Origin of the sequence: Arthrobacter humicola (assembly GCF_022803015.1) — a bacterium.
Taxonomy (GTDB): domain Bacteria; phylum Actinomycetota; class Actinomycetes; order Actinomycetales; family Micrococcaceae; genus Arthrobacter; species Arthrobacter humicola_A.
Map to the genome: position 1 here is coordinate 520,663 of NZ_JAFKON010000001.1, position 22,942 is coordinate 543,604.

28 protein-coding genes and 1 pseudogene are annotated in these 22,942 nt (G+C 64.2%); 14 read left to right on the top strand and 15 right to left on the bottom strand.

The genetic code is table 11. The features are described from left to right. Positions 1 to 82: 82 nt before the first annotated feature. Positions 83 to 376, bottom strand: a complete 294-nt coding sequence (locus ARTB_RS02305; protein WP_243177416.1) for an HPr family phosphocarrier protein — start codon at positions 374 to 376, stop codon at positions 83 to 85. Between the two features lie 273 nt (positions 377 to 649). Between ARTB_RS02305 and ARTB_RS02310 the strand changes: the two genes are divergently transcribed. Continuing rightward, the gene (locus ARTB_RS02310) at positions 650 to 1,441 is read left to right on the top strand and encodes a GntR family transcriptional regulator (RefSeq protein WP_028276728.1); all 792 of its coding nucleotides are present in this window, start codon (positions 650 to 652) and stop codon (positions 1,439 to 1,441) included. Between the two features lie 151 nt (positions 1,442 to 1,592). Here ARTB_RS02310 and qcrB read toward each other — a convergent pair whose 3' ends face one another. The 4 genes from qcrB to ctaE all read right to left on the bottom strand — a co-directional run bounded on the left by qcrB (position 1,593) and on the right by ctaE (position 5,934). Then, positions 1,593 to 3,269 carry a cytochrome bc1 complex cytochrome b subunit gene (gene qcrB / locus ARTB_RS02315; protein WP_028276729.1) on the bottom strand — a complete coding sequence of 559 codons (1,677 nt, stop codon included), beginning with the start codon at positions 3,267 to 3,269 and terminating at the stop codon, positions 1,593 to 1,595. After that, the gene (qcrA, locus tag ARTB_RS02320) at positions 3,247 to 4,320 is read right to left on the bottom strand and encodes a cytochrome bc1 complex Rieske iron-sulfur subunit (protein WP_028276730.1); all 1,074 of its coding nucleotides are present in this window, start codon (positions 4,318 to 4,320) and stop codon (positions 3,247 to 3,249) included. The genes qcrB and qcrA overlap by 23 nt, the downstream gene beginning before the upstream one ends. A gap of 100 nt (positions 4,321 to 4,420) precedes the next feature. Beyond that, entirely contained in the window at positions 4,421 to 5,209 is a 789-nt protein-coding gene (gene qcrC, locus ARTB_RS02325) for a cytochrome bc1 complex diheme cytochrome c subunit (RefSeq protein ID WP_028276731.1), read from the bottom strand. A gap of 86 nt (positions 5,210 to 5,295) precedes the next feature. Next, complete coding sequence (ctaE, locus tag ARTB_RS02330) at positions 5,296 to 5,934, bottom strand: aa3-type cytochrome oxidase subunit III (RefSeq protein WP_173403075.1); 639 nt, start codon at positions 5,932 to 5,934, stop codon at positions 5,296 to 5,298. A 148-nt stretch (positions 5,935 to 6,082) separates the two neighbouring features. On the opposite strand from ctaE, the gene trpD reads away from it, so the two are divergent. Then, positions 6,083 to 7,144, top strand: a complete 1,062-nt coding sequence (gene trpD, locus ARTB_RS02335; protein WP_243177417.1) for an anthranilate phosphoribosyltransferase — start codon at positions 6,083 to 6,085, stop codon at positions 7,142 to 7,144. Between the two features lie 74 nt (positions 7,145 to 7,218). Here trpD and ARTB_RS02340 read toward each other — a convergent pair whose 3' ends face one another. Together ARTB_RS02340 and ARTB_RS02345 are read right to left on the bottom strand one after the other, a co-directional pair. Then, positions 7,219 to 7,500, bottom strand: coding sequence for an Lrp/AsnC family transcriptional regulator (locus ARTB_RS02340; RefSeq protein WP_028276733.1), 282 nt, complete (start codon positions 7,498 to 7,500; stop codon positions 7,219 to 7,221). An 88-nt stretch (positions 7,501 to 7,588) separates the two neighbouring features. Beyond that, a complete protein-coding gene (locus ARTB_RS02345) occupies positions 7,589 to 8,032 on the bottom strand; it encodes a DUF3054 domain-containing protein (protein ID WP_243177418.1) in 444 nt (147 codons plus the stop codon). A gap of 82 nt (positions 8,033 to 8,114) precedes the next feature. On the opposite strand from ARTB_RS02345, the gene ARTB_RS02350 reads away from it, so the two are divergent. The 3 genes from ARTB_RS02350 (at position 8,115) to ARTB_RS02360 (ending at position 9,463) form a co-directional block, all read left to right on the top strand. Then, positions 8,115 to 8,648 (top strand): VOC family protein, encoded by a 534-nt coding sequence (locus ARTB_RS02350; protein WP_279293854.1) that lies wholly within the window; start codon positions 8,115 to 8,117, stop codon positions 8,646 to 8,648. A 96-nt stretch (positions 8,649 to 8,744) separates the two neighbouring features. Next, on the top strand, positions 8,745 to 8,900 hold the full coding sequence (locus ARTB_RS02355) for a hypothetical protein (protein WP_156945122.1): 156 nt from the start codon (positions 8,745 to 8,747) through the stop codon (positions 8,898 to 8,900). Between the two features lie 170 nt (positions 8,901 to 9,070). Then, positions 9,071 to 9,463, top strand: coding sequence for an SHOCT domain-containing protein (locus ARTB_RS02360; protein ID WP_043436041.1), 393 nt, complete (start codon positions 9,071 to 9,073; stop codon positions 9,461 to 9,463). A 48-nt stretch (positions 9,464 to 9,511) separates the two neighbouring features. On the opposite strand, the pseudogene ARTB_RS02365 reads toward ARTB_RS02360, so the two are convergent. The 3 genes and pseudogenes from ARTB_RS02365 to ARTB_RS02375 all read right to left on the bottom strand — a co-directional run bounded on the left by ARTB_RS02365 (position 9,512) and on the right by ARTB_RS02375 (position 11,360). Then, positions 9,512 to 10,176: pseudogene (locus ARTB_RS02365) on the bottom strand (response regulator). A 46-nt stretch (positions 10,177 to 10,222) separates the two neighbouring features. Further along, entirely contained in the window at positions 10,223 to 10,609 is a 387-nt protein-coding gene (locus ARTB_RS02370; protein ID WP_243177419.1) for a hypothetical protein, read from the bottom strand. A 106-nt stretch (positions 10,610 to 10,715) separates the two neighbouring features. Next, positions 10,716 to 11,360, bottom strand: coding sequence for a hypothetical protein (locus tag ARTB_RS02375; RefSeq protein ID WP_243177420.1), 645 nt, complete (start codon positions 11,358 to 11,360; stop codon positions 10,716 to 10,718). 160 nt (positions 11,361 to 11,520) lie between these two features. Between ARTB_RS02375 and ARTB_RS02380 the strand changes: the two genes are divergently transcribed. The 5 genes from ARTB_RS02380 (at position 11,521) to ARTB_RS02400 (ending at position 16,047) form a co-directional block, all read left to right on the top strand. Next, positions 11,521 to 11,910 (top strand): VOC family protein, encoded by a 390-nt coding sequence (locus ARTB_RS02380; RefSeq protein WP_243177421.1) that lies wholly within the window; start codon positions 11,521 to 11,523, stop codon positions 11,908 to 11,910. A gap of 121 nt (positions 11,911 to 12,031) precedes the next feature. After that, complete coding sequence (locus ARTB_RS02385) at positions 12,032 to 13,222, top strand: Fic family protein (protein ID WP_243177422.1); 1,191 nt, start codon at positions 12,032 to 12,034, stop codon at positions 13,220 to 13,222. A gap of 67 nt (positions 13,223 to 13,289) precedes the next feature. Continuing rightward, the gene (locus tag ARTB_RS02390) at positions 13,290 to 14,051 is read left to right on the top strand and encodes a MerR family transcriptional regulator (RefSeq protein ID WP_243177423.1); all 762 of its coding nucleotides are present in this window, start codon (positions 13,290 to 13,292) and stop codon (positions 14,049 to 14,051) included. A 115-nt stretch (positions 14,052 to 14,166) separates the two neighbouring features. Next, the gene (locus ARTB_RS02395) at positions 14,167 to 14,613 is read left to right on the top strand and encodes a cupredoxin domain-containing protein (protein ID WP_243177424.1); all 447 of its coding nucleotides are present in this window, start codon (positions 14,167 to 14,169) and stop codon (positions 14,611 to 14,613) included. 60 nt (positions 14,614 to 14,673) lie between these two features. Then, the gene (locus tag ARTB_RS02400; RefSeq protein ID WP_243177425.1) at positions 14,674 to 16,047 is read left to right on the top strand and encodes an FAD-binding oxidoreductase; all 1,374 of its coding nucleotides are present in this window, start codon (positions 14,674 to 14,676) and stop codon (positions 16,045 to 16,047) included. Positions 16,048 to 16,093: 46 nt separating this feature from the next. Here ARTB_RS02400 and ARTB_RS02405 read toward each other — a convergent pair whose 3' ends face one another. Beyond that, on the bottom strand, positions 16,094 to 17,146 hold the full coding sequence (locus ARTB_RS02405; protein ID WP_243177426.1) for a S66 family peptidase: 1,053 nt from the start codon (positions 17,144 to 17,146) through the stop codon (positions 16,094 to 16,096). A gap of 121 nt (positions 17,147 to 17,267) precedes the next feature. Here ARTB_RS02405 and ARTB_RS02410 point away from each other — a divergent pair, with 121 nt between their 5' ends. The 3 genes from ARTB_RS02410 (at position 17,268) to ARTB_RS02420 (ending at position 18,687) form a co-directional block, all read left to right on the top strand. Then, the gene (locus tag ARTB_RS02410) at positions 17,268 to 17,597 is read left to right on the top strand and encodes a hypothetical protein (protein ID WP_243177427.1); all 330 of its coding nucleotides are present in this window, start codon (positions 17,268 to 17,270) and stop codon (positions 17,595 to 17,597) included. A gap of 160 nt (positions 17,598 to 17,757) precedes the next feature. Continuing rightward, entirely contained in the window at positions 17,758 to 17,997 is a 240-nt protein-coding gene (locus tag ARTB_RS02415; RefSeq protein ID WP_243177428.1) for a hypothetical protein, read from the top strand. A 201-nt stretch (positions 17,998 to 18,198) separates the two neighbouring features. Then, a complete protein-coding gene (locus ARTB_RS02420) occupies positions 18,199 to 18,687 on the top strand; it encodes a GNAT family N-acetyltransferase (protein ID WP_243177429.1) in 489 nt (162 codons plus the stop codon). 453 nt (positions 18,688 to 19,140) lie between these two features. Here ARTB_RS02420 and ARTB_RS02425 read toward each other — a convergent pair whose 3' ends face one another. Next, entirely contained in the window at positions 19,141 to 19,815 is a 675-nt protein-coding gene (locus tag ARTB_RS02425) for a ScbR family autoregulator-binding transcription factor (RefSeq protein ID WP_243177430.1), read from the bottom strand. Positions 19,816 to 20,241: 426 nt separating this feature from the next. Between ARTB_RS02425 and ARTB_RS02430 the strand changes: the two genes are divergently transcribed. Further along, a complete protein-coding gene (locus tag ARTB_RS02430; RefSeq protein WP_308197221.1) occupies positions 20,242 to 21,018 on the top strand; it encodes an MBL fold metallo-hydrolase in 777 nt (258 codons plus the stop codon). A gap of 114 nt (positions 21,019 to 21,132) precedes the next feature. Here ARTB_RS02430 and ARTB_RS02435 read toward each other — a convergent pair whose 3' ends face one another. The 3 genes from ARTB_RS02435 to ARTB_RS02445 form a co-directional block, all read right to left on the bottom strand. After that, positions 21,133 to 21,855, bottom strand: coding sequence for an AAA family ATPase (locus ARTB_RS02435; RefSeq protein WP_243177432.1), 723 nt, complete (start codon positions 21,853 to 21,855; stop codon positions 21,133 to 21,135). Between the two features lie 87 nt (positions 21,856 to 21,942). Continuing rightward, positions 21,943 to 22,455, bottom strand: a complete 513-nt coding sequence (locus tag ARTB_RS02440) for a GNAT family N-acetyltransferase (protein ID WP_308197207.1) — start codon at positions 22,453 to 22,455, stop codon at positions 21,943 to 21,945. Positions 22,456 to 22,457: 2 nt separating this feature from the next. Then, entirely contained in the window at positions 22,458 to 22,913 is a 456-nt protein-coding gene (locus ARTB_RS02445) for an SRPBCC family protein (RefSeq protein WP_243177433.1), read from the bottom strand. Positions 22,914 to 22,942 lie beyond the last annotated feature (29 nt).

Here is a 22,942-nt window from a genome sequence, read left to right on the forward strand (position 1 = left end):
CTGCGCAGCGTCCCGCCTGCGCAGCGTCCCGCCTGGAGGGCGGCACCGCACTGCGGGCCGCCGAATGGGAGCGGGGAGGCCCTCAGGCGGCCGCTGCCGATTCCAAGAGGAACCGGAGTTCCTCCAGCGCACCCTCGGCCTCTGCGGGGCTGCAGGATGCCGGGAGGGCGTCCGCAGCGACGGCCAGCTCCACCTCACAGCCGCACTCGAAGTCCTCGGTCATGACCTCCAGCAGCGAGCGGGCGTCGACGCCTGGCCTGCCGTCCTTGCTGATGGTCACCGGGAGGCCGGTCGCCGTGACCGCCCGGACAAATACTGCCGCCGGCCGGGCGTGGAGGCCGATGGCGGCCGTGACGATTGCCTTGCGAACTGGCAACGGGACTCCCTCATGCTGGTGTTGTTCTGTACGTGTTGCTGCTGCACGGGCTGGCCACGCGACCGGTGACCCAGATGGAGGGCGTCCGGCAGGCAGTCCGTCAGACCGGGCGGGCGGCATTGCCCCGGCCACGGCCTGTACCTACAAGGGTAGCGGCGGGGGAGTACCCGGCACGACTTGAGTCGGCGGCGTGGTCTAGACCTGCCGCGTCACGGGCTTACCCTTGAGATATGAGTGTATTTCCCGCGCCGGGCCGCAACCGGAGGGTGGACCATGGCGTCCACTAACGCGTCCAAGATGATTGGCGAGATCGACCGTCAGAGCGGGGTGCCGATCTACGTGCAGTTGCGCGAGATCCTCCGCGCGCACATCGCCGCCGCGTGCCCGCCCGGATCTGCGCTGCCCTCCGAACGGGACCTCGCCCAGCGCTTCGGCCTCGCCCGGATGACCGTGCGCCAAGCCATCGATGCCCTCGTAGGTGAGGAAGTGATTGAACGCGTCGTGGGCCTGGGTACGTTTGTGCGCAAACCCAAATTGGATCTCCAGGTAAAGCTGACTTCCTACAGCGAAGAGATGCAGCGCCGCGGCATGGTCCCGGCCGCCAAGGTCCTGAGCTTCGAGCAGATTGGCGCCAGCGCTTTCCTGGCCCGTGAGCTGCAGTTGGAGGAGGGGACACCCCTGGTCCGGTTCCGGCGCCTCCTGCTGGCCGACAACGAACCGATGAGCGTGGATGAAAACTTCATCCCGGCCCACCGGGTTCCCGGCCTGCTGGACGGCGAACCGCCCACATCGCTCTACAACGTGCTGAGCGAACGCTACGGGCTGGTGATGGAATGGGGTGAGGACATGATCGAGGCGACGGCTGCGTCGCCGTCCACGGCCCGTCTCCTGAACGTCGAGGTCGGAACCCCGCTGCTCAAGATCCAGCGCCACGCGTTCGTGGCCCGCGCGATGGTGGACTACTCCGTGTCCTACTACCGGGCTGACCGCTACAAGCTCTGGGTGCCCCTGCAGCGCCCTGGCGTCCGGCCCACCCGGAACTACGCCTCGGGGTACCGCCCCTGACCACAGCAACGCGGGGCACTCCGCGCCCGTCCCGCCGAGGGGGTTAGGGCGCGAAGTGCCCCGCGTTGCAGTCGTTTCTGTCGTTTCCGGGGAAGCAGGAAGGCCCGGTCCCCAAGGGGACCGGGCCTTCCTGCGTGGTGCTTGGTGCCGCCTAGTGGCTCAGCGACTTCGACTCAGCGGTTTCAATCGCTTCGTGGGCGCCGTGGTGGCCGTGAGCGGCCTCCAGCTCTGCCGGAGTGGCCGGGGCAACCCGGTCCTCGAAGAACCAGCGGGACAGCTTCGCGCGGCGCTTTTCCTTGCGGTCCACGACGCCGTGCTCGTTCGGCACCGCAGGCAGCGGGGCCGGTGACTCGAACCCGACCAGCTTGTAGCGCTTGTATTCATCCAGCGGGGCGTGGACCTCGATGAACTCGCCGTGCGGCAGGCGCACGATGCGGCCGGTTTCACGGCCGTGCAGGGCAATCTCGCGGTCCTTGCGCTGGAGCGCCAGGGCGACCCGCTTCGTGACGATGAACGCGATAACCGGGCCGATGAAGAACAGTGCGCGCAGCCAGTAGGTGACATCGTTCAGGGCCACGTGGAAGTGGGTGGCGATGAGGTCCGAGCCGGCCGCTGCCCACATGACGCAGTACCAGACGAAACCGGCCATGCCGATTGCCGTACGGGTAGGAGCATTGCGGGGGCGGTCCAGGACGTGGTGCTCGCGGTTGTCCTTGGTGATCCAGCGTTCAATCCACGGGTAGGCGAACATGACCGTGAAGAGTATGCCCGCCGGGACGAGTGCCGGCAGCAGCACGTTGAACGTGAACATGTGGCCGAACCAGATCTGCTCGACCTTCCAGTCACCGATCGTGCCCGGCATCAGGCGGAGGGCGCCGTCAACGAAGCCGATGTACCAGTCAGGCTGGGTGCCTGCAGAAACCGGGGAGGGGTCGTACGGGCCGTAGTTCCAGATCGGGTTAATGGTGAAGAACGCCGCCATGATGGCAACGACACCGAACACGATGAAGAAGAAGCCGCCGGCCTTCGCCGCGTAAACCGGTCCCAGGGGGTAGCCGACGACGTTGCCGTCGTTGCGGCCCGGGCCGGGGTACTGCGTGTGCTTGTGCACAACCACCATGAAGAGGTGCATCACGATCATCAGCAGGATGAGCGCGGGAACCAGGAGGATGTGGAGCATGTACAGGCGGCTGATGATCATGGTGCCCGGGAATTCGCCGCCGAAGAGGAAGAACGAGGTGTAGGTGCCGATGACCGGGATGGACTTGATGACGCCGTCGATGATGCGCAGGCCGTTGCCGGAGAGCAGGTCATCGGGGAGCGAGTAGCCGGTGAAGCCTGCGGCCATGGAGAGGATGAGCAGGACGCTGCCCACCACCCAGTTCAGTTCGCGGGGCTTGCGGAATGCGCCGGTGAAGAACACGCGGAGCATGTGTACGGAGACAGATGCGACGAACAGAAGGGCTGCCCAGTGGTGTACCTGGCGCATGAACAAGCCGCCGCGGACATCGAAGGAGATGTTCAGGGAGGAGCTGTAGGCCACCGACATTTCAACGTTCTTCAGCGGCGTGTACGAGCCCGCATAATGCGTCTCCGCCATGGACGGATCGAAGAAGAACGTCAGGAACGTGCCCGAGAGCAGCAGGATGACGAAGGAGTACAGCGCCACTTCGCCGAACATGAACGACCAGTGGTCCGGGAAGACCTTCCGGCCGAATTCACGGAGGATTCCGGAGCCGCCAACACGCTGGTCGACGAAATCGGTGATGCGGCCGCCTGTAGTTTTGGCGACGAAGACAGGGGCATCAGGCGTTGTTGTTGAGGACATGCTGCTCACGCTCCCAGTAGGTCGGTCCAACGGGTTCATGGAAGTCGCTCGTGGCGACGAGGTAGCCCTCAGCGTCGACTGCGATAGGCAGCTGGGGGAGAGGGCGGCTGGCCGGGCCGAAGATAACCTTGCACTGCTGGGTCAGGTCGAAGGTTGACTGGTGGCACGGGCACAGCAGGTGGTGGGTCTGCTGTTCGTACAGGGCAACAGGGCAGCCAACGTGGGTGCAGATCTTGGAGTATGCAACGATTCCGTTGTAGGCCCAATCAGCGCGCTCGGGGGAGGGGTTGAGCAGTGCGGGGTCCAGGCGCATGAGCAGAACGACCGATTTGGCCTTCTCGTTCAGCTTTCCTTCGCTCAGCTCGTTCAGCCCTTCGGGGATGACGTGGAACGCGGAGCCCATGGTGACATCCGCGGCCTTGATGGGGGTGCCATCCGGGTCGCGGGCCAGCCGCTTGAGCCTGCCGTCCGGGGCCGGGGCCCACAGAGTGTGGGCCAGCTTGTCGTCCGGCCGGGGGCCGAGGTCACCGAAGATGGCCAGGGCCGGCAGGGGGGCGAGGGCGACGGCGCCGAGCAGGGTGTTGCGGATCAGTGGCCGGCGCTTAATGCCGGTTTCCTCGACGATGTCATCGACGATGCGCACGGCAGCCTGGCGGTCTTCCTCAGTGCGGATCGCGTGGCGCTCTTCCGAGACCTCGTGGTCCGGCATAAGGGCCTTGGCCCAGTGGACGATACCGGTGCCGATGCCCAGCATCGCGAAAGCGGTGCCGATGCCCAGCAGGGCATTCTGGAGGCGGATCGTAGCGATCGCCGAGTCTTGCCCCAGATCGATCGCGAAATACGCCACCAGGAATATCAAGGTGCCAACGACCGAGATGCCGAACAGAAGGGCTACCTGCCGTTCTGCCTTTTTTGCGGCCTTCGGGTCCGTGTCAGCCAGGCGCAAACGGTGCGGGGGAATTCCAGGATCCTGGAACTTCTCCACCTCATTCTGACCAGCCGTAGCTACGGTGCCCGAGTCGTTCGGACCGCCGTCACTATGGTTGCCCATAATTCGCCTCATCCTTCTCTCGTCTCGGCGAGTGCCGAGTTAGGTTTCAATTCAAACTGCTGACGGGTCAGCAGAAAATTCTTACAGGTGCAAGGTCCGCTTATGAAGTGCGGGAAGTCAGCCAAATGGTGAACGCGATGATGACGCCCAGCCCGGCGATCCAGACAAAGAGACCTTCGGAGACCGGTCCCAAAGCACCAAGATCGGCGCCGCCGGGTGAACCGTTGGCCTCAATCTGCTTCAGGTAGGTGATGATGTCGCGCTTTCCCTCGGGGGAGATGTTCGCGTCACTGAAAACCGGCATGTTCTGGGGGCCGGTGACCATTGCTTCGTAGATGTGCTGCCCGGAGACACCCGCGAGGGCAGGGGCAAACTTGCCCCGGGTCAGTGCGCCGCCTGCAGCGGCGGCGTTGTGGCACATGGCGCAGTTGGTGCGGAACAGCTCTCCACCGTTGGCGGCGTCGCCCTTCTCATCGAGCACGCCTGCCTCGGGGATGGCCGGGCCGGGGCCGAGGGAGGCAACATAAGCAGCCAGCTGCTTGGTCTGTTCCTCGTTGAACTGGGCGGGCTTCTTGTAGGCCTGCGGGCCGTTCATCTGCATGGGCATGCGGCCGGTGCCGACCTGGAAGTCAACAGCGGCGGCGCCGACGCCCACAAGGGACGGCCCGGCCTGCGAACCGCTGGCACCCATGCCGTGGCAGGTGGCGCAGTTGGCGGCAAAGAGCTTGCCGCCTTCCTCTACGTCGCTTGCGCTATAGGTGGTGGTGTCGGCCTTGGCCTGGTTGACGGTGGTGGCAACGGCGTACAGCCCACCCGTGACCAAGAGGCCCATCAGCAGCAGTGCAATTGCTGCCAGTGGGTGACGTCGCTTCTGCGAGAGTGCCTTCACGTGGTGGTTCCTTTATTCGATCCTGCGGTGGCTCCGGGAGCCGCTTCTTGAAATTCTGCCTCTTGTAGAAAAAGAGTCAAGTCTGACTACTTGAGGACGTAGATGACCAGGAAGAGGCCAATCCAGACGACGTCCACGAAGTGCCAGTAGTACGAGGTGACGATCGCTGAAGTTGCCTCAAAGTGTCCGAACTTCTTCGCGGCGAAGGAGCGGCCCATGATGAGCAGGAAGGCAATCAGACCGCCGATGACGTGCAGGCCGTGGAAGCCCGTCGTTATGTAGAAGGCCGAACCGTAGGCGTTGGAAGACAGCGAGACATGCTCGGAAACAAGCATGGCGTACTCGGTCGCCTGGCCGGCGACGAAGAAGGAACCCATGAGGAACGTCAGGATGAACCATCCGTTCATCCCCCACTGGGTGAAGCTGAAGCGTCCGCCGGTTCGGCGCGGCTGGAGCCGCTCGGCAGCGAAGACGCCCATCTGGCAAGTAAAGGAACTTGCCACAAGGACGATCGTGTTAACGAGCGCAAACGGGAAGTTGAGCTTGGCTGTCTCTTCGGCCCACATCAGTCCGGAAGTCGAACGGAGTGTGAAGTACATGGCGAAGAGACCGGCGAAGAACATCAACTCACTGGACAGCCACACAACGGTTCCAACAGAAACCATGTTCGGGCGGTTCAGCGTCGGGTGCGCCGGGGTACTGGGGGCATGGGTCGCAGATGTCACATAGACATTATGTCTATAAAAGTCCGTCCTGCCCAACGCAAACCGCGTTTTCGGAGGACTTTTTCTACAAAGACGCGAATTCGCGCGGAAAAGTTCCCGGCGGGGTTCACATTGGTCTTTGCGGGGCCGACCTCGATAGCATCGGGAGGTGACTTCACAGGCATCTGCACAGGCGGCAGGCAACACCTGGCCGCGGCTCATCAACGCACTCATCAGCGGTGCCGACCTCACTGCCGGGAGCACTGAGTGGGCCATGAATTCCATCATGTCCGGTGAGGCGACGCCGGCCCAGGTGGCGGGTTTCCTGGTGGCGCTGCGTGCCAAGGGCGAGACCGTGGATGAGCTGGCCGGCCTGGTGGAGGCAATGATCGCCAACGCCAACCCCATTGACATTGCCGGTGAGAAGCTGGACATCGTGGGCACGGGCGGCGACCAGCAGAACACGGTCAACATCTCCACGATGGCCGCCCTCATCGCCGCGGGAGCGGGGGCCAGGGTGGTCAAGCACGGCAACCGGGCATCGTCGTCCTCGTCGGGATCCGCCGATGTCCTGGAGGCCCTCGGCGTCCGGCTGGATCTCCCCATTCCCCGCGTGGCACTCAACGCCGAAGAGGCGGGAATCACGTTTTGCTTCGCCCAGGTGTTCCACCCCTCCATGCGGCATGCCGCCGTCGCCCGCCGCGAACTCGGCGTGCCGACGGCGTTCAACTTCCTGGGCCCCATGATCAACCCGGCACATGTCCAGGCGTCGGCGGTGGGCGTCGCCAATGAGCAAATGGCCCCGCTGGTGGCCGGAGTGCTGGCCAAGCGAGGCAGCCGCGGCCTGGTTTTCCGCGGCAATGACGGCCTGGATGAGCTCACCACCACCGGCCCGTCGCGGGTGTGGGAGATCCGCAACGGTGAGGTAACTGAAGAGATGTTTGATCCACGCGATCTGGGCATCCGGACGGCCACGCTGGAGGAGCTGCGCGGCGGGGACGCGGTGGCCAATGCCGCCGTCGTCCGGGCTGTCCTCGGCGGTGCGCCGGGGCCGGCCCGCGATGCGGCGCTGCTCAACGCCGCGGCCGGGCTGGTGGCGTTCGACCTCGACGCCGTGGGTCCGCTGGCGGAGCGCATGGCCGCCGCGTTCAACCGCGCCGAGCAGTCCATTGAATCCGGCGCCGCGGCCGCGGTGCTGGACAGGTGGGTCGCCCTGTCGCAGACCGCCTAAAGAACACATGAGACGGGCCCGGCAGATTTCTGCCGGGCCCGTCTCATGTGAGCTGGTCGCAATTCGGTTGTTCGCTACTGCTCGAATCCGAGGGCAAACGCCGCATCGAGGTCGTGCTGGGAGTAAGCGCGGAACGCGATCTGCGTAGTGGTGTGCGCGACGCCGGGAACCTTCGAGAGCTTGTCCGCGATGACGTCCGCCAGGTCCTCGTGCTTGGCGACCCGGGCGATGGCGATCAGGTCCCACTCGCCCGTTACGGAATAGACCTCGCTGATGCCGGCGATGGCGGAGATTTCCTCGGCGGTCTCCGGGATGCGTGAAGCGTTTGTCTTGATCAGGACGAATGCGGTGACCACGTGTGAACCTTTCCGGATCGGTTGCGCCGTTTGCGGGCCTGTCGGCGGCCCTTGCACGGGCGCTGCCATCTTCTGCAAGCCTAGTGCATTAGGCCTGGCGGCGGCGTGAACGCAACCGCCGAACGCCCGCGGCCACAAGGCGGTAACCCAGGAGGAAAACGGCCAGGCTCAGCAGGGCCACGATGATGAAGGGCAGCACCACCGTCTGCCCGGTGAGGGCCCGCAGGATCATCCCGACGCCGACGGTTCCCAGCCAGACAGCGACGCCGGCGGGCCACACCCGCAGGGGGTCATGCCACAGCCGCAGGACCAGCCATGCCAGTGCCGCGCCTGCCAGGAACGGCCACGCCGTCGCAAAGACGCCGGTGACAATTTCCCCGCGTTGGTGCGCGTCGCGCCCGATCGCCGCGAAGAGCAGAATCAGGAGTGCATCCGCGCATGCGGCCAGGGCTGCTGTCTGCGCGGGCCGGAGGCCGGAATGGGGAACGTCCGGGGCGGACGGGCGGGGGCGTCTGGGGGTTGGAGAAGGCATACATCCAAGCCTAGTCCCGTCAGGATGGGCTCCGGGCGGGCACCGTTGTGTGTGAAGTCACCTCCGGGCTAGGCTCGGCCCCATGCCGCTGATCGCCGCCGGAGTCTGCCGGCGGCACGGCAAACGCAAGGGGAGCGCTGTGAGCGAAAAGATCACCACCTGCCTGTGGTTCGACAGTCAGGCCGAGGAAGCCGCCGAGTACTACGTCTCCATCTTCGACGGCGGCAAAATCCTCGATGTCTCGCGGTATGGCGACGGCGGTCCCGGGCCCGCCGGCCAGGCCATCACCGTTCAGTTCCTGCTTGACGGGCGCACCTTCACGGCATTGAACGGGGGTCCGGCCTTTACTTTCAATGAGGCAGTGTCTTTTGTGATCGACTGCGCGTCGCAGGAGGAAGTGGACCGCTACTGGTCGGCCCTGACCGACGGCGGCCAGGAAAGCCAGTGCGGCTGGCTCAAGGACCGGTACGGGGTCTCGTGGCAGGTGGTTCCGGCCGTGCTGGGACAACTGCTCGCCGGCCCCGACCCCGACGGCGCCCAGCGTGCCATGCAGGCAATGCTCGCCATGCGCAAGCTGGACATCGCCGCCCTGCAGGAGGCCTACGACGGCGCATGACGCCCCTGGTCCGCGTGGCCCCGGGGGGACCCCCGTCCGTGATCCCGGTCGGCGTGGCCCCCCGACCCAGGGGCTGTCCGCACATATGATCGTGGCATGAGTAGCGACGCCGTTCCGGAGGCTGGTGTTCCGGTGCAGCTGGATCCTCAGTTGGACGGCCAGCTGAGTATTAACGACATCCTGCTCGAACTTGGCCAGGCTCCCGTGGTGCACCCCTCGCCGGATGCTGCGAGTGAGCTGCATTTCTTTTAGGCCCGCCGCTTCCGGTTCCGCCATCCCGCGCCGGCTCCGCACTTCCTTCTGCTGACCCCGCACAGTGGCGCTCCCGCGCTGAATTCGGGCCCTTTGGTCCTAACGGCGTACGGCCCGGGGGGCTAGTTTGGCGCTTAAGGATGCCAGCAGGGCGTCCTCAGAACGGAAGGATGGCTCCCGTGGAGCAATTCTGGAACTTCATTTGGCTGTTCTTTTGGTCATTCGCGTTCATCGCGTATCTTTTCGCGCTGTTTGCAGTTATCTCGGATATTTTCCGGGACCACGAACTCAGCGGTTGGCTCAAGGCTGTGTGGATCATCTTCCTGGTCTTTGTGCCGTTCCTCACGGTTCTCGTGTACCTGATCGCGCGGGGCCGCAGCATGGCCGAGCGCCAGGCCCGCAGTGCCCAGCGGGCCGAAGCCGCAACAACGGAATACATCCGCTCCGTGGCCAAGTCGTCCCCCTCCCAGGAAATCGCAAAGGCCAAGGAACTCCTCGACGCCGGCACCCTGACCCAGGCCGAATTCGACGCCGTCAAGGCCAAGGCGCTGAGCCAGGCCTGACCGTCCCGCTGCGTCCTATAGGTGCATTTCTCGCCATCGGACCAGCAGTCAGTTCGGCCGCCGGTAGCTGGCCAGGCCATGTTCGTAGGCGAAGATGACGGCGTGCACACGGTCGCGCAGCCCGAGTTTCATGAGGATGCGGCCCACGTGGGTTTTGACTGTTGATTCCGCCACAGTCAGTGGTTCCCCGATCTCGGTGTTTGTAAGTCCCAGGGCAATGGCCGAGAGTATTTCCCGTTCCCTCTGTGTCAGTGATGCCACCGCTTCATCACCCGCGGCCGGGGGGCCGGAGGGAAGCCTTTGGCTGAAGAGGTCCAGCATCCGGCGTCTGACCCGGGAGGAAATGGCGGCGTCTCCTCCGGCGACGGCCCGAAGGGAAACGAGCAACTCAGCTGGCCCCACATCCTTGAGCAGAAAACCACTGGCACCGGCCCGGAGGGCCGCGAAGGCATACTCGTCGAGATCGAACCTCGTGAGGACAATGACCCGTGAGTTCGGGCACTCCTCCACAATGCGCCGGGTCGCGGCAATCCCATCCGTGCCGGGCATTCGCACATCCATCAGCACGACGTCCGGTGCCAGAGCTCGACACATGTCGACGCCACTGCTGCCGTCAGCGGCTTCACCGGCGACTTCCACGCCGTCCTGGGCTTCCAGGACCATGCGGAAGCCCGTCCGGACAAGTGTTGGTCATCGACGAGCAGCACCCGGATCGGCCGCGTGGACGAGGCAGCTACGGCTTCCAACACCGGCACGAGATCAGTGGAGTGCGATGACCAGGTAGAGGGCTGCAAGGGCGATCGTGGTGGGGGTCATGACGAAGCGTTCGGGTTTGCTCCGGGAGATTGCGTTCATAAGGACTCCGAGCACGAAGTATGCCGTCAGCACCCACACGGTGATCGCAGTAAATGATTCGCTGACCAACAGCGGGACAAAGCCGGACTTGGCCAGCGCCGCATAAGCGAAGAGGGCATACAGGGGAATGGATGCTGCGCTCCCGATTCTGAGTTTGGCCGGGAGGACGCGGTGTTGTCCGCCCCACGCCATTCTCCCCAGCGGTGCTCCGGCGATCAGCGCCACCTGGAAAACAGCCAGGCCGGCCAAGAGTGCGCAGGCGAGTATTGCGGAAAGCTGGTCCAACAGCATCTGGATCCATCCCCTTGTCGAGTCCTAGGCAGCAACGCGTGTTGCGCCGTGCGATGCACGCCGTGTTGTGGTGGCTGTGGAGAGCATATTCGTGAACCCGGTGCAATTACGGGACCCGCAATCCGCGCCTTTCACCCACCACGTTGAAGAGGCCGACGGCGATCGTCGGCCGGAACCAGGGGAGGAGGGCGTTGAGTCCGACGGGAATATCCGAGGCGGCGAAGGACTGGTCAGGTATCTGGGCTGCCGCCGCCCCCTGCCACCCCGGGTAATTCATCAGCCGACCGACTCGCTCTGCTTCGGCCGTGCCGGCCAGGTCCTCCAAGACTTTCAGGGCGCCGGGGATGCCGGAGGTTACACCGGCCGTGGTGGTGGTCCTGCCGTCCTGAACGAATCGCCGGCCTCCCATCCATTGGACCTGGGGGTGGCTCCGCTTGAGCGCACCCAGGCGGGACCAGTGGCTCGTAGCCTTACGCCCGTCCAGCCCTCCGGCTTCGGCCCCGTCGACGGCGGCAGGGACGGCCCGCGCCGCGATTGTATAGACCGAAAAATCCGGGGAACTGGCAAACACTTCGTACGGGGCCAGAACGTCACTTCCCACGGTGCCTGACGATCCCAGGACAACGGCGACAACTATCGCGCCGGATGAGGAGAGCCGGTTCGTGGGCAGGTCCGTCGGCTCCTGTGCGGCGGGGCGGACGTGACGTTGCGCGTCCGCCACCACCGCGCCCGCGAAAGCCATCGCGATCACAGCTAAGAGGGACAGGCCAACCGAGAGAGCGGCGTGAATGAGTCGTCTAGAGAGGGGAGCCATGAGTGAGTCTCGATTCCGGGATTCCGGGCATCAACTGTAGGGCGCGCCGTTGATCCACGGCCTGTGCGCAGCAGGAATCAGGGGTACTCTGAGCCGCATGGAGATGCGCCTCGAGGTAGTACAAGTACCCGTCAGTGACGTGGACAAGGCCAAGTCGTTCTATACGGACCGACTCGGGTTCGTTCTGGACCACGACGTCGAATACATCCCGGGAATGAGGGTCGTGCAACTCACGCCACCGGGCTCCGCCGCCTCTATCGTCGTCGGCACCGGAATGACCAGCATGCCGCCGGGCAGCCTGGAGGGCCTGCAACTGGTGGTCCCCGATATGGCGTCCACGCGGGCTGAGCTGCTTCGGCGGGGAGCGGAAATCAGCGAAGTCCAGGACATGGGTGGAATCGCCTTCGCCTACTTCAGCGACCCGGATGGCAACCGCTGGGTGCTGCAGGAAGCCACGCGGCCGGACATGAGGGAAGCCGGCTCCTAGGGCTGGACGATCAAGGGCAGCGCGCCCCGCCGAGGGGTTTTCCTAAGCACGCGTCGCGTTATTCATGCTTAGCCCCTAAAATCTAAATAGTAGGGTGACTATTTAGACTTCCGGAGGATCCATGACCCGCTGGCCCGCGCACGGCAGCAAGATGATGCCCTGGAAGTCGTCCGGGCGGCCGCCGCGCGAAGACCGGGAATTCACCGAGGTGGTGGTCTCGCTGCCACCCTTGATCGCCGGGAGCTGGTTCGATCCGGGGCGTGAGACCATCGTCGCCCTGGAAGAGGCCGCCGTCGCCATCGCGTCCCTGGACGTCACTGCCGGTACGCGGATGGCCGCCATTAGCGGGTTCCTGCTCCGCAGCGAGGCGGTCTCCTCCTCCAAAATCGAGCACGTCAACGCCAACCGCGATGACTACGCCAGGGCCATGATCGGGCTCAAGGCCAGTGATGACGCCCGCTCCATGGTGGCTGCCGCCGACGCCGTACAAGGGATGATCGACGACGCCGGGCGAACCGGCGAGATCCGGCTGGAGGCAATGCTGGCCGCCCATCACACGCTCATGAAGAACGACCCGATGGACGGCCCACACGCCGGCCGGTTCAGGGAGGTTCAGAACTGGATCGGCGGCAGTGACCATTCACCGCGGGGCGCCATCCACGTCCCGCCCCCGCCGGAGCTCGTGCCGGACCTGATGGAAGACCTGATCGTCTTCTGCAACCGCAGCGACGTGCCGATCATGGCGCAGGCGGCGGTCGCGCACGCCCACTTCGAGTCCATCCACCCGTTCACCGACGGCAACGGCCGGATCGGGAGGGCACTCATCGGGGCGATTTCCCGGCGTCGTGGGCTCACCAGGAACACCGTCACCCCAATCGCGTCGGCGATGGTTGCCGACGTCGACACCTACTTCAGCCTGCTCAACAACTACCGCTCCGGTGATGCCGATCCGTTCGTGCTCTACCTGGCCCGTTCCGCCATCCGCGCCTCGGATGCCGCCCGCGAATCCGTCGCCGCCCTCGATGCGCTGCCGGCGATGTGGCTGGAGCTGGCCAGGCCACGCAGAGGATCCGCGGACGAGAAGATCATTCCGTGGCTGCTGGAGCGACCCGTATTCGAGGCCCACAGCGCAGCCCACATTGCCGGCGTCGCCGAAAGCTCCGTGTACGCCGCACTGCAGCGGCTCTCCACCGCCGGGGTCATTACCCCCGTCACCCAGTCCAAGCGCAGCCGTGCCTGGGCGGCGACCGAAGTCCTCGACGAGGTGGACCGGCTGAACAACCGGCTGGCCGACGTCGGGAAGACTGGCTGACCGGACCGGCCAGCCGGGCCAGTAGGTTCTTGATCCTCACGCGGGGTGAGGATCTACGGTTGTTCACATGACAGAGACGAGCGGTGCCGCAGGTCAATGGAGCATCGGCGAACTTGCCAAAGCGTGCGGCGTCACGGTCCGGGCGCTCCATCACTACGACGAGATTGGGTTGCTGTCGGCAGGCCGGCGGACGGCTTCCGGCCACCGCCGCTACACCGAGGAAGATGTCCGGCGGCTCTACCGGATCCGGTCGCTGCAGATGCTCGGCCTCCCGCTGGCCGAAATCGGCGTTGCACTGGGAACCCCTGCCGATGACATTGGCTCGCTGCGCACGCTCCTGGAAAGGCAGTTGCTGCATCTTAGCCAGCACGCCGAGCAGGTCCAGGCGGTCCAGGACCGGATACGCGACCTGCTTTCACGTATCGACGGGGCCACCATGCCGGTGCCGGAACAGTTCATGGCAACTTTGGAGATGATCACCATGCTCGAAAACTACTTCACACCAGAACAGCGCCAGGAACTGGCCGGCCGCAGAGCCGAACTTGGCAGCGACAGCATCGAGGCCGCCAAAGTCCGGTGGGCCGCATTGGTCGAGGAGGGTCTCAAGCATGTCGAAAACGGGACGCGGGTATCCGATCCGTCCATCCGGGAATGGGCCACGGCATGGGACGAAATCGGATCCATGTTCCACGCAGGCGAAGAGACCAAAGCCGCTGCCCGTTCCATGTGGCAGGACAATAAGACTGCCCTCAGCGCCGATCTGCCCTGGACCCCGGAGCAACTGGCCGGACTCATGGCCTACCTGCAAAAGGCCAGGACGCAGCCCTGATGGCCCGTGCTCTCTGTCGGAGCTTTTCAGCGGTGCTTTTTGATGGTGGCGGATGCAGAATGGAAAGAAGCCGGGCTGATTTCTCAGCCCCCTCCAGCGTTGAGGACGGCACATCATGACGAGCAACAAGACACGGACTGCACTTGTGTTGGCAACGGTACTGATCGGGCTGAGCGGCTGTGCCGGAGGCGGCGGAACGCAGGCGTCGGCCCCTGCCACGACCGCCGGGACCTCGCCCAGCATGTCGATGGAACCGTCTGCCCCGGCCGGCTCCACTTCGGGGCCGGGAAGCGGGGCGGCGAACGCCGCCGCCGCGACAATCACGATCAGCAACTTCGCCTACGAGATCCCGGGTGCGGTGGCTCCCGGGGCGGAGGTGAAGGTGATCAACATGGACACCGCAGAGCACACGGTAACCGCGGACCAGAATGCGACCCTCTTTGATGTCGAGGTCAAGGAAAACGGCGGCACGGCCACATTCAAGGCACCTTCCGAACCGGGGACTTACGCCTTTCACTGCAACTACCACCCCAACATGCACGGCTCATTGACGGTCAAATGAGCGCGGCGCCGCCGGCCGGCGCGCGTCCTCGACGATCTCGAACGAGAAAGGTGCCGTGGCGTGGCTTTCCGGACCCCCGCACCGTCGCTTGACCCATCCGCCGTCGATGGCCTGGGTTCGGCGCTCCGGGGCCGGCTGTTCCGGCCCGGAGACGCCGGCTACGACGACGCCCGGAAGGTCTTCAATGCGATGATTGACCGCCGTCCGGACGTCATTGTCCGCCCTGCCGACGCCGAGGATATTCGCCGTGCCGTGAACTTCGCCCGGGAAAATGATCTCCCTGTCTCCATCAAGGGCGGCGGCCACAACGTGGCAGGGAACGCCGTCGGCGCCCGCGGGCTCATGCTGGATTGCTCCGGCATGAAGAACGTTCAGGTCGACGCCGAACGGCGCGTCGCCTTGGCTGGAGCGGGTGCGCTCCTGGTCGACCTTGACGTCGCCACCCAGGCGCACGGCCTGGCCACGCCGCTCGGAGTTGTGTCGGTTACCGGCATCGCCGGTTTGACCCTCGGAGGTGGCATCGGCTGGCTCAACGGCAAACACGGGCTTGCTTGCGACAACGTGCTGGCCGCCGACATCGTGACTTCGGATGGCAGGTTGTTGACGGCGAGCCCCGACCAACACACAGACCTCTATTGGGCCATCCGCGGAGGCGGCGGCAACTTCGGTGTTGTCACGTCCTTCACCTATCGTTTGCATCCCGTCGGACAGGTTCTTGCCGGAGCGCTCTCATTCCCGGCCGAACGGACAAGGGAGGTCCTGGGCTTTTATCCCGGATTCGCCGCTTCGTGCCCCGACGAACTCTCGATGTCGGCCAGTCTGGGGTGTGACACCTCAGGACGCCCTGTCTTCGGCATCGGCGTCTGCTGGAGCGGCGCGCATGATGAGGCGGAGCTGGCGCTCCGGCCCCTGCGCGACCTCGGCCCAGATGTGGACGCGGTGGTGCCCACCGATTATGGCGTTTGGCAAAGCGCCCACGACGGCGGCTTTCCGCCGGGCCGGCACCACTATTGGAAATCGAGCTTTTTGACTGACCTCACCGCCGACGCCATCGATGTCCTGCTCCAGTTTGCGGCCGAGATGCCTTCAGCGGCAAGCGGCATCGGAATGCAACAACTGCACGGTGTGGCCGCTCGGGTTCCCCCGGCGGCGACGGCATTTCCGCATCGCCGGTCCCAGAGCGAACTCCTCATCCTGGGCCAGTGGTCCAAGCCGGCAGAAACGGAGCGCCACGTCGGCTGGGCCCGCGCCTTCTTCGAAGCGATGCAGCCCTTTGCCGCTAGCGGGGTGTACGTCAACGATCTTGGCCAGGAAGGGGAGGAACGGGTGAGGGCAGCCTACGGCGCCAACTACGACCGGCTGGCCGCCGTCAAAGCCGCATATGACCCCATCAACCTCTTCCGATCAAATCAGAACGTGCGTCCGACCGCATAGGAAATGAAGATGACCCGACGTGTGCTCCTGGCACTGCCTGCCACGATCAGGCATAGCTGGCTGTAACCGTCCTGGCTTCGCCGTCGAGTTGGATTCGACCGCCGTAGGGGAGGATCCACTGCGGGCGGGTGTGCCCGAAGGGAACCCCGATGCAAACGACGGCGGCCGGGCTGTATCGGGCGATTTCGGTGCTGACCACATCGCATTGTGCGGCGCGGAGCCGAGCCCGTTCGGCGGCAGACGGAACCTGTCCGTGGCTGCTGACTGGAGGCCTGGCGACCAGCACGCCGTCGACCGCCCCCAGGACACCACGCTCGCCGAGCGCTCGAACCCATCGCTTGACCCAATCTGCGGGAGCCAGCAGTTCGCTGGTTTCGAGGATCAGGATTGTGCCCCGGAGCGCGTCGACGGAGGGCAGCCTGTCGGCGATGGCGAGCTGGTCGAGGACTTCGATGCAGCCACCCCAGGTGTAACCGGAGACCGTGCGTCCGGGACCTGTCCACATCCAGGGTTCGGTGGGTTCGCGGTCGCCGTATTCGACGAGTGCCCGCGGCTCGAGCCAATCCGGCCCGAAGTCCTCCGACTCCCCGGGATCGGTGATCTCGAGCTCGCCTCCAGTGAGCAGCGCGGCCCGCAGGGAAGCGAGGTGGACGTCGTCAGCACCCGGCCCGGCGCCGAGGTGGACCTGGGTCGACCCTCCGTGATATCCGCGTATCCCGAGTGACCACAGCCAGTTCAGCAGGTTGGTGTTGTCGCTGTATCCGACGAAGATCTTTGGATTCGACCGCACGGTCGCCTCGTCGAGATGAGGTACGACCGTGATCTGGTCGTCGCCGCCGATGGTGGCGAGAATCGCGCGGATGCTGGGATCGGCGAACGCCGCATTGATGTCCGCCGCCCGTTCCCCGGGACTGGAACCGAGCTTGCGCGTCGTCGGGAATTCCACAGGGATCAAACCCGTGGCCGATGTGAGCCGCCGCATCGCCTGCTCATGCACGGCCGGGGCGAATCCGGGGGCGGCGAACGACGGGGAGAGAACCGCGACTCGATCGCCCGCATTGAGCTTCGGGGCGGACAGTTTCAGCTGCGAATGATCCATGCACTCATCGAACCAGACGGGGCGTGGTTCGAGGCAACCCGACGACCCGACGTGCCGGTGCAGGATCCTCCAACGTGCTGCGGAGGAGGCGAAGACCAAATAGCGGTGCCGATGAGAAATCTTGTGGGTCAACGCCGTATCTGGCGCGCATCCATTTTCGGTATTTGGTGCAGCCAGTGCGGTAGGCTCCGATTCGAACCTTGGGGGACTGATGCTGAACTACTTTCGCGAAACGCAAGAGGCGAGATTTGCAACCCGTGCACGCCGGATCTATGGCTACGTCTCCGTCGGCTTCGTTGTTGCTGTCGGGGTCTTGGTGATTGCCGGCCTTGCACCGGTTTGGACTTCCTGGACGATCCTCGGCGTTTCTTGCGTTCTGGACGCTTTCCTGACCCGAAAGTGGATCAGAGAAGACGCACTCAGGGCTTATCGAAGCGACCGGGCCGGCTGACATCGCCTCGGCGGTGGGCAACGGGCAATGCATTACCGGCGGCTGCAACGGCCACGACTGAGACTAAACGGGGGAAGTTATGGACAAACGTCCGTCAAGCCGCAATGGAAAGCCGTCAGTCGGGTCCCTCGTCCAGCTGGCCCTCAGTCTCTGCGCGTTGGTGGCAACCAGTGTCGCGGCCATCCTGTGGAATCCGATCGACGCAGACTTCATCAATCGCGCCGACAATGCAGGGTGGGACGAATCTATGCTTCTCCCGCACCAAATGGAACTCTCGCTCGTCCTCAACGCGTCAGTTCTGGCAACGTTTGTCGTCGTCGTGACCGCAATCATTGGCGTGCTGGCCTCACGCCGGCGGCCCAACGCCACGCAGCCCGCGAATCCGTCCGCTATTGCCTGATCCGTCCCGCCCAGGGTTCCCGGCCCGATATTCCGAAGGTCTCAATGGACTCGTGAACGGTGGCCCGAAAGTTGGAGCCGCAATTTCGCGTGGCTCTAGCCTGCGGCTTTTTGGTCATTGGCAGTCCAGAATTCACCATGTAGTTTCGAGCCGGCGGAGGTCGGCGTCTGACTGATTTCAGATGGCTGGAATACTGGGGAAATGACTCTCGCTGAACTGGAACTGCCTGGCGGCCCATTCACCATCAGGAAAGCTCAATCATGTGATGTGGCTTCGATTGTTGGGCTTCTGGCTGCCGACCAGCTCCGGGCCTCTGTCGACTCGATTGCAATCGAGCACCGGCATCCCTACGATCTTGCTTTCCAGGCAATTGATGAGGACCCCGCGCAGCTTCTTCTCGCAGTGGTCTCACCCGAAAATGAAGTGGTTGCGACCATGCAACTGACATTCATCCCCGGCCTCGCCCGAGGCGGAGCTACACGACTGCAGATCGAGGCAGTGCGGGTCCGGTCTAATCTTCGGAGCAACGGCCTTGGAGGGGCGATGATTACGTGGGCGATCGCTGAAGGGCGCCGGCGTGGCGCAAGGCTGGTTCAGCTTACGTCTGACGAGTCCAGGGTCGCAGCCCACCGGTTCTATGAGCGTCTTGGCTTCGAAGCGTCGCACGTGGGCTTCAAACTGTCCCTCTGAGATTTGCGTCGCGACGGTAGGCGGCGCAGTTGTGCCGTGGGTAGTGGCCGAGGGGAGGGCTCCCGAACGGCCTCACTCGTCCCGCTCCAATCCTCGGCACATGGGGGCGCCCCGATGCTATTGGGGGATGCATCGGGGCGCCTCCCACCACCATAGGCGGAGGCTTGTTCAAGTTCAAAAGTGACGGCGGCGGCCGCCGCGAACTCACTGGGATCGCCATGGCGGACAGTCCAGGCCGGGGGTCTGTGCCGGCGCCCCCCAAAAAATGCGCGCCGACACAGCCGCTCTTCGAGCGGAGTCCCCAATGGATCCGAGACAAGAATAGATGACCACTCACCCTAAAACAAGGCGGTCATCCGGTTTATGTGAGGCGGACTCGCAGAAAATCTCGACGATGGCAAGCAAGGCACCACCTGCCCGGGGGCTGCAGCCCTCGCTGGCCGTGCGAGGCTGTCACGGTGATGGTGGGGTAGGACTCCGCGGCGGGTTGGGGCTTCCAGCGGAAACCAGTCCGGAGAGAGCATGGGGGTCACCATTGAAATCGTCATGCATGATCCCCGGCAGCACAATTTCCCACATCTCTTCGATCCGTTGCATGACGTCCGCGCGGTCGGTGAGTACTCCGGAGACCATCTGAACCCCGGTGAACGAAGCAACAAGGTATCGGGCAAATGTCCCGGCGTCGACGGAGGGCCGGACCTGCAATTCTGCCTTGGCCCGTTCGGTAAGCTGCTGCATTACGGCGACCCAGTCCTCGTAAGGGCCGCGCACGGGCGGACCAAAAGCCGTCGCCTCAAACGTCAATCGGATGCCGGCCCTGACAACTGGCTCGTGCACCAGTTGAAGACCGAAAGCGCGGCACAGCAGGATCATTGCCGTCAGGCCTGGCCAGTCCCCGGCAAGGATGCTCTCGCTTTCGGCCACGACGATCCGATGCTGCTCCTCGATGACCGCCCTGGCGAGATCTTCCTTGGACTGAAAGTGGAAATAGAGGGCGCCCTTGGTCACCCTGGCCGCCTCAGAGACCTGGGTCAAGCTGGCACTGCCGTAGCCGTGCTCCTCAAAGACCGCAGCGGCGCCGACGACAATGGCACCGCGGGTGGCCTTCGCGCGATCCTGAATGACCATCTGTGAACCTCAACTTCAACTCTGGGACGTGGAAGCAGGATCGTCACCCACCCGCTGCGCGAGTTGATCGGGAGTTCCGCTGGCCTTCTCTGAAGCACCCTGTCGCGTCGCAATTCCGGGATCCAGCAGTCGCCCACTGAAAGGGAGACGAAAGACTGGTCCGATCCTAGCAAAACGGTCAACCGTCTTGTATCGGGATAAGTGCCTCTCCTGGAACCGTGATCCCACGCGTCATCCTTGACAGGTATTTGGTCCTCGCTATAGGAGTTGCAGAACGCAACACTGCTAGGAAGAGGAGATGATGGGCCGCATCGACCATTGGATGAATGTCTCCACCGACCCGCGGGTCGAGCAGGTTCCGGGGGACAACTACGCCACCCGCGATGTAAACGAGGCCAGCCCGTGTTGAGGCAGGTCGCGGAGGGTGTGCTGATCCACGAGAGCGAGTTCTGCCAGAGCAATGCCGTTGTTGTAAGGGGCCGGGCTGGTGTGTTGCTCATCGACCCCGGGGTGCACGGCTACGAAATGGAATGCCTCGCGAAGGATTTGTCTGATTCGGGCCAGACGGTTGTGGCAGGCTTCTCGACGCATCCTCATTGGGATCACCTGCTTTGGCCCGCCGGGCTCGGCGCGGTTCCCCGTTACGGCACCGCGCGCTGCGCGGCTACCGCCCGGGATCGGCTGTCGGGCGGAGTGGAGGCGGTCGCAAAGGCGGCCGGCATCCCCGAACAGGTACCGCTGGATCTCCTCGGCCTTATTACCGGCCTGCCCGTCGGGACGGCGGAGATTCCTTGGGATGGGCCCCAAGTCCGCATCCTCGAGCATCGAGCACATGCCCCGGGCCACGCCGCGCTGTTGATTGAGGAACGAGGGGTTCTCGTCGCCGGCGACATGCTTTCTGATCTCTTGATCCCGATGCTCGACTTGAACGACACCGCTGACCCGATCGAGGACTACCTCGCCGCGCTGCGGCTGCTCGAGGGCGTGGCGCGCGACGTCGATGTCCTCGTCCCCGGCCACGGGTCCGTCGGCGGAGCTGATCAGGTACGCGCACGGATCGACCAGGATCGGGCGTACGTGCACGCCTTGCGTGACGCCCATGATCCCAGCGACCCGCGGGTCGGCCCATCGGCCGCTCCAGGGTGGGACTGGGTGAGCGGCGTGCATGCATGGCAACTCCAGCGCCTCGCCCAAAAGCAGTAGGGAAAACTCGACGCATTAGCGTTGACCGAGATCGGCGGTTCGTTGTTCCCCTTTGGCGTTGTCAGGCATTGTCCGTTCGGGGACGCCGTTAGTTCAACCCCGACCAGGCCGGGCTTATAGGAGTCGCAGGTATCTTTCGGGGGAGTCCAGGAATGATCGCCAGTTGGAAACCAGATCGAGGTCCGGCCATTCCTGCTGACGAAGTCCCCACGGGCCGACTTCGAGAATCTGCGCGCCTGGAAGCGCTGCAAGAACGGGGGAGTGAGTGGACATGATGACTTGCGAGGAGCCGTCGGCGAGGAGATCTTTCAAGACCGCCAGGAGGCTGAGGCATCCCGCGAAGGACAGCGCTGATTCCGGTTCATCGAGCACCCACAATCCGCGTCCCCGGAAACGATCCACTGCCAGTTCCAGGAACGATTCGCCGTGTGACATGTCGTGGAACGAGATGTCCGGACCCACGGTGCTCGGGTTCTTCTCGAGATAGGTGAAGAAGCCGTGCATGGTTTCCGCGCGCAGGAAGTAGCCGCGTCTTGTGCCGCCGGCGTTGCGGACAAGCTGCAGGTGATCGGCAAGTATGGACTCCGTGGATCGGGTGCTGTGGCGGGCCCCTGTAGATCCGCCTTCTGGAGACAAGCCATAAGCCTGTGCAATGGCTTCCACGAGAGTGGATTTTCCCGACCCATTTTCGCCTACGAAGATTGTGGCCGGGGTCAGGTCGAGCCCTTGGTCCAGAACCTGTGCGACAGGGGGAAGGTTACCTGGCCACCGACGGCGGTCGAGGACGTGGGCCGGGTCTTCGGCCAACCGTCTGATCGGAAAACTATGCGGGGGCATGCCCCATTCTTACAGGCTGAGTTGTTCGCAGCGGCCAGGACGAAAGGTCCTGGGAAATACCAGTCATTTCGAACTGAAACTCCGGGACTACCGAAATAGAGCGAAGACACGCACGGGTTCCGGGGCGAAGTTTGACCCCTCCATAAAGCCCATGGCTTCGTAGAAGGCGCGTTGCCCTGGTTCATTGTCAGTGATGAGCACTGTTTGCCGGACATGCGCGTATCGTGCCGTGACCTGCTCCACCAGAGCCCGGCCTACGCCCGCGCCTTGGAAAGGCGGCCGTACAAGGATGTCCTGCAGATAGCAGATGGTCGCATCGTCCGACACAACCCTCGCGAGGCCAACAAGCTCACCATTCGCGTTCCGGGCCGTCACGACAAACGAGGAACTTCGGATCGCTCTGGTGAGCAGTTCTGGAAACCGGGTATAGGCGGCCCACCCCACAGATTCGTACAACGAGAGAACTTCGGCATCGGAAAACTCGTTGGATGTGAAGATGCTGAACGCCGGCATCCGACCAGTGTTGCATGGCCTTGCCATTTGTTCATGGACACCCTGGGCTCCCGGAGCGGGACGGGTCAACTGGTCGGCGAAATCCATCGTTATTTGGGTTGCGGATCCGCGGTCAGGTGACGGTTGCGTGCCTCGATGAGCCTGCGGAGGTAGCGGGCCAGGACGAGCTTCTCGGCTACGCGCCCGACTGGACCGAATGGGGCTGCGAACTCGATCCGGTCAACCATTCTGGTTCCCTCCGCGTCCTCGCTGAACTCATGGACGTGCCTGAACCGCCGGAACGGACCCTTGATCTGCTCGTCGACGAAATACCCCGGCGCCTCCATCTGAGTGATCCGGCTCGTCATCCGGAATGGGATCCCGAAGTGCCAGGCCCGCCAGGTGACCTCTTCTCCTAAGGAGATGAGACCGGACCTGACGCCGGCGACGGCATCCTCCCGTGACCCCGCCATCGAGTCCTTGTGAACGTCGATGCTGCGGGCAAGATCAAACAATTCCGACCTGGGCGTGCTTGTCCGCGTTGTGCATTCGAAGTAGACGGCCATCGCCAAAGTATGTCAGCCCGCCGCGACTC

Bases quoted from the DNA above. Each gene is read 5' to 3' on its own strand.
- ARTB_RS02310 (WP_028276728.1), top strand. From the start codon at position 650: ATGGCGTCCACTAACGCGTCCAAGATGATTGGCGAGATCGACCGTCAG.
- ARTB_RS02385 (WP_243177422.1), top strand. From the start codon at position 12,032: ATGACCCGCTGGCCCGCGCACGGCAGCAAGATGATGCCCTGGAAGTCG.
- ARTB_RS02355 (WP_156945122.1), top strand. From the start codon at position 8,745: ATGAGTAGCGACGCCGTTCCGGAGGCTGGTGTTCCGGTGCAGCTGGAT.
- qcrA (WP_028276730.1), bottom strand. From the start codon at position 4,320: ATGGGCAACCATAGTGACGGCGGTCCGAACGACTCGGGCACCGTAGCT.
- ARTB_RS02445 (WP_243177433.1), bottom strand. From the start codon at position 22,913: ATGGCCGTCTACTTCGAATGCACAACGCGGACAAGCACGCCCAGGTCG.
- ARTB_RS02440 (WP_308197207.1), bottom strand. From the start codon at position 22,455: ATGGATTTCGCCGACCAGTTGACCCGTCCCGCTCCGGGAGCCCAGGGT.
- ARTB_RS02370 (WP_243177419.1), bottom strand. From the start codon at position 10,609: ATGCTGTTGGACCAGCTTTCCGCAATACTCGCCTGCGCACTCTTGGCC.
- ARTB_RS02395 (WP_243177424.1), top strand. From the start codon at position 14,167: ATGACGAGCAACAAGACACGGACTGCACTTGTGTTGGCAACGGTACTG.
- ARTB_RS02425 (WP_243177430.1), bottom strand. From the start codon at position 19,815: ATGGTCATTCAGGATCGCGCGAAGGCCACCCGCGGTGCCATTGTCGTC.
- ARTB_RS02360 (WP_043436041.1), top strand. From the start codon at position 9,071: ATGGCTCCCGTGGAGCAATTCTGGAACTTCATTTGGCTGTTCTTTTGG.
- ARTB_RS02350 (WP_279293854.1), top strand. From the start codon at position 8,115: ATGCCGCTGATCGCCGCCGGAGTCTGCCGGCGGCACGGCAAACGCAAG.
- ARTB_RS02405 (WP_243177426.1), bottom strand. From the start codon at position 17,146: ATGGATCATTCGCAGCTGAAACTGTCCGCCCCGAAGCTCAATGCGGGC.
- ARTB_RS02420 (WP_243177429.1), top strand. From the start codon at position 18,199: ATGACTCTCGCTGAACTGGAACTGCCTGGCGGCCCATTCACCATCAGG.
- ARTB_RS02435 (WP_243177432.1), bottom strand. From the start codon at position 21,855: ATGCCCCCGCATAGTTTTCCGATCAGACGGTTGGCCGAAGACCCGGCC.
- ARTB_RS02345 (WP_243177418.1), bottom strand. From the start codon at position 8,032: ATGCCTTCTCCAACCCCCAGACGCCCCCGCCCGTCCGCCCCGGACGTT.
- ARTB_RS02380 (WP_243177421.1), top strand. From the start codon at position 11,521: ATGGAGATGCGCCTCGAGGTAGTACAAGTACCCGTCAGTGACGTGGAC.
- qcrB (WP_028276729.1), bottom strand. From the start codon at position 3,269: ATGTCCTCAACAACAACGCCTGATGCCCCTGTCTTCGTCGCCAAAACT.
- ARTB_RS02390 (WP_243177423.1), top strand. From the start codon at position 13,290: ATGACAGAGACGAGCGGTGCCGCAGGTCAATGGAGCATCGGCGAACTT.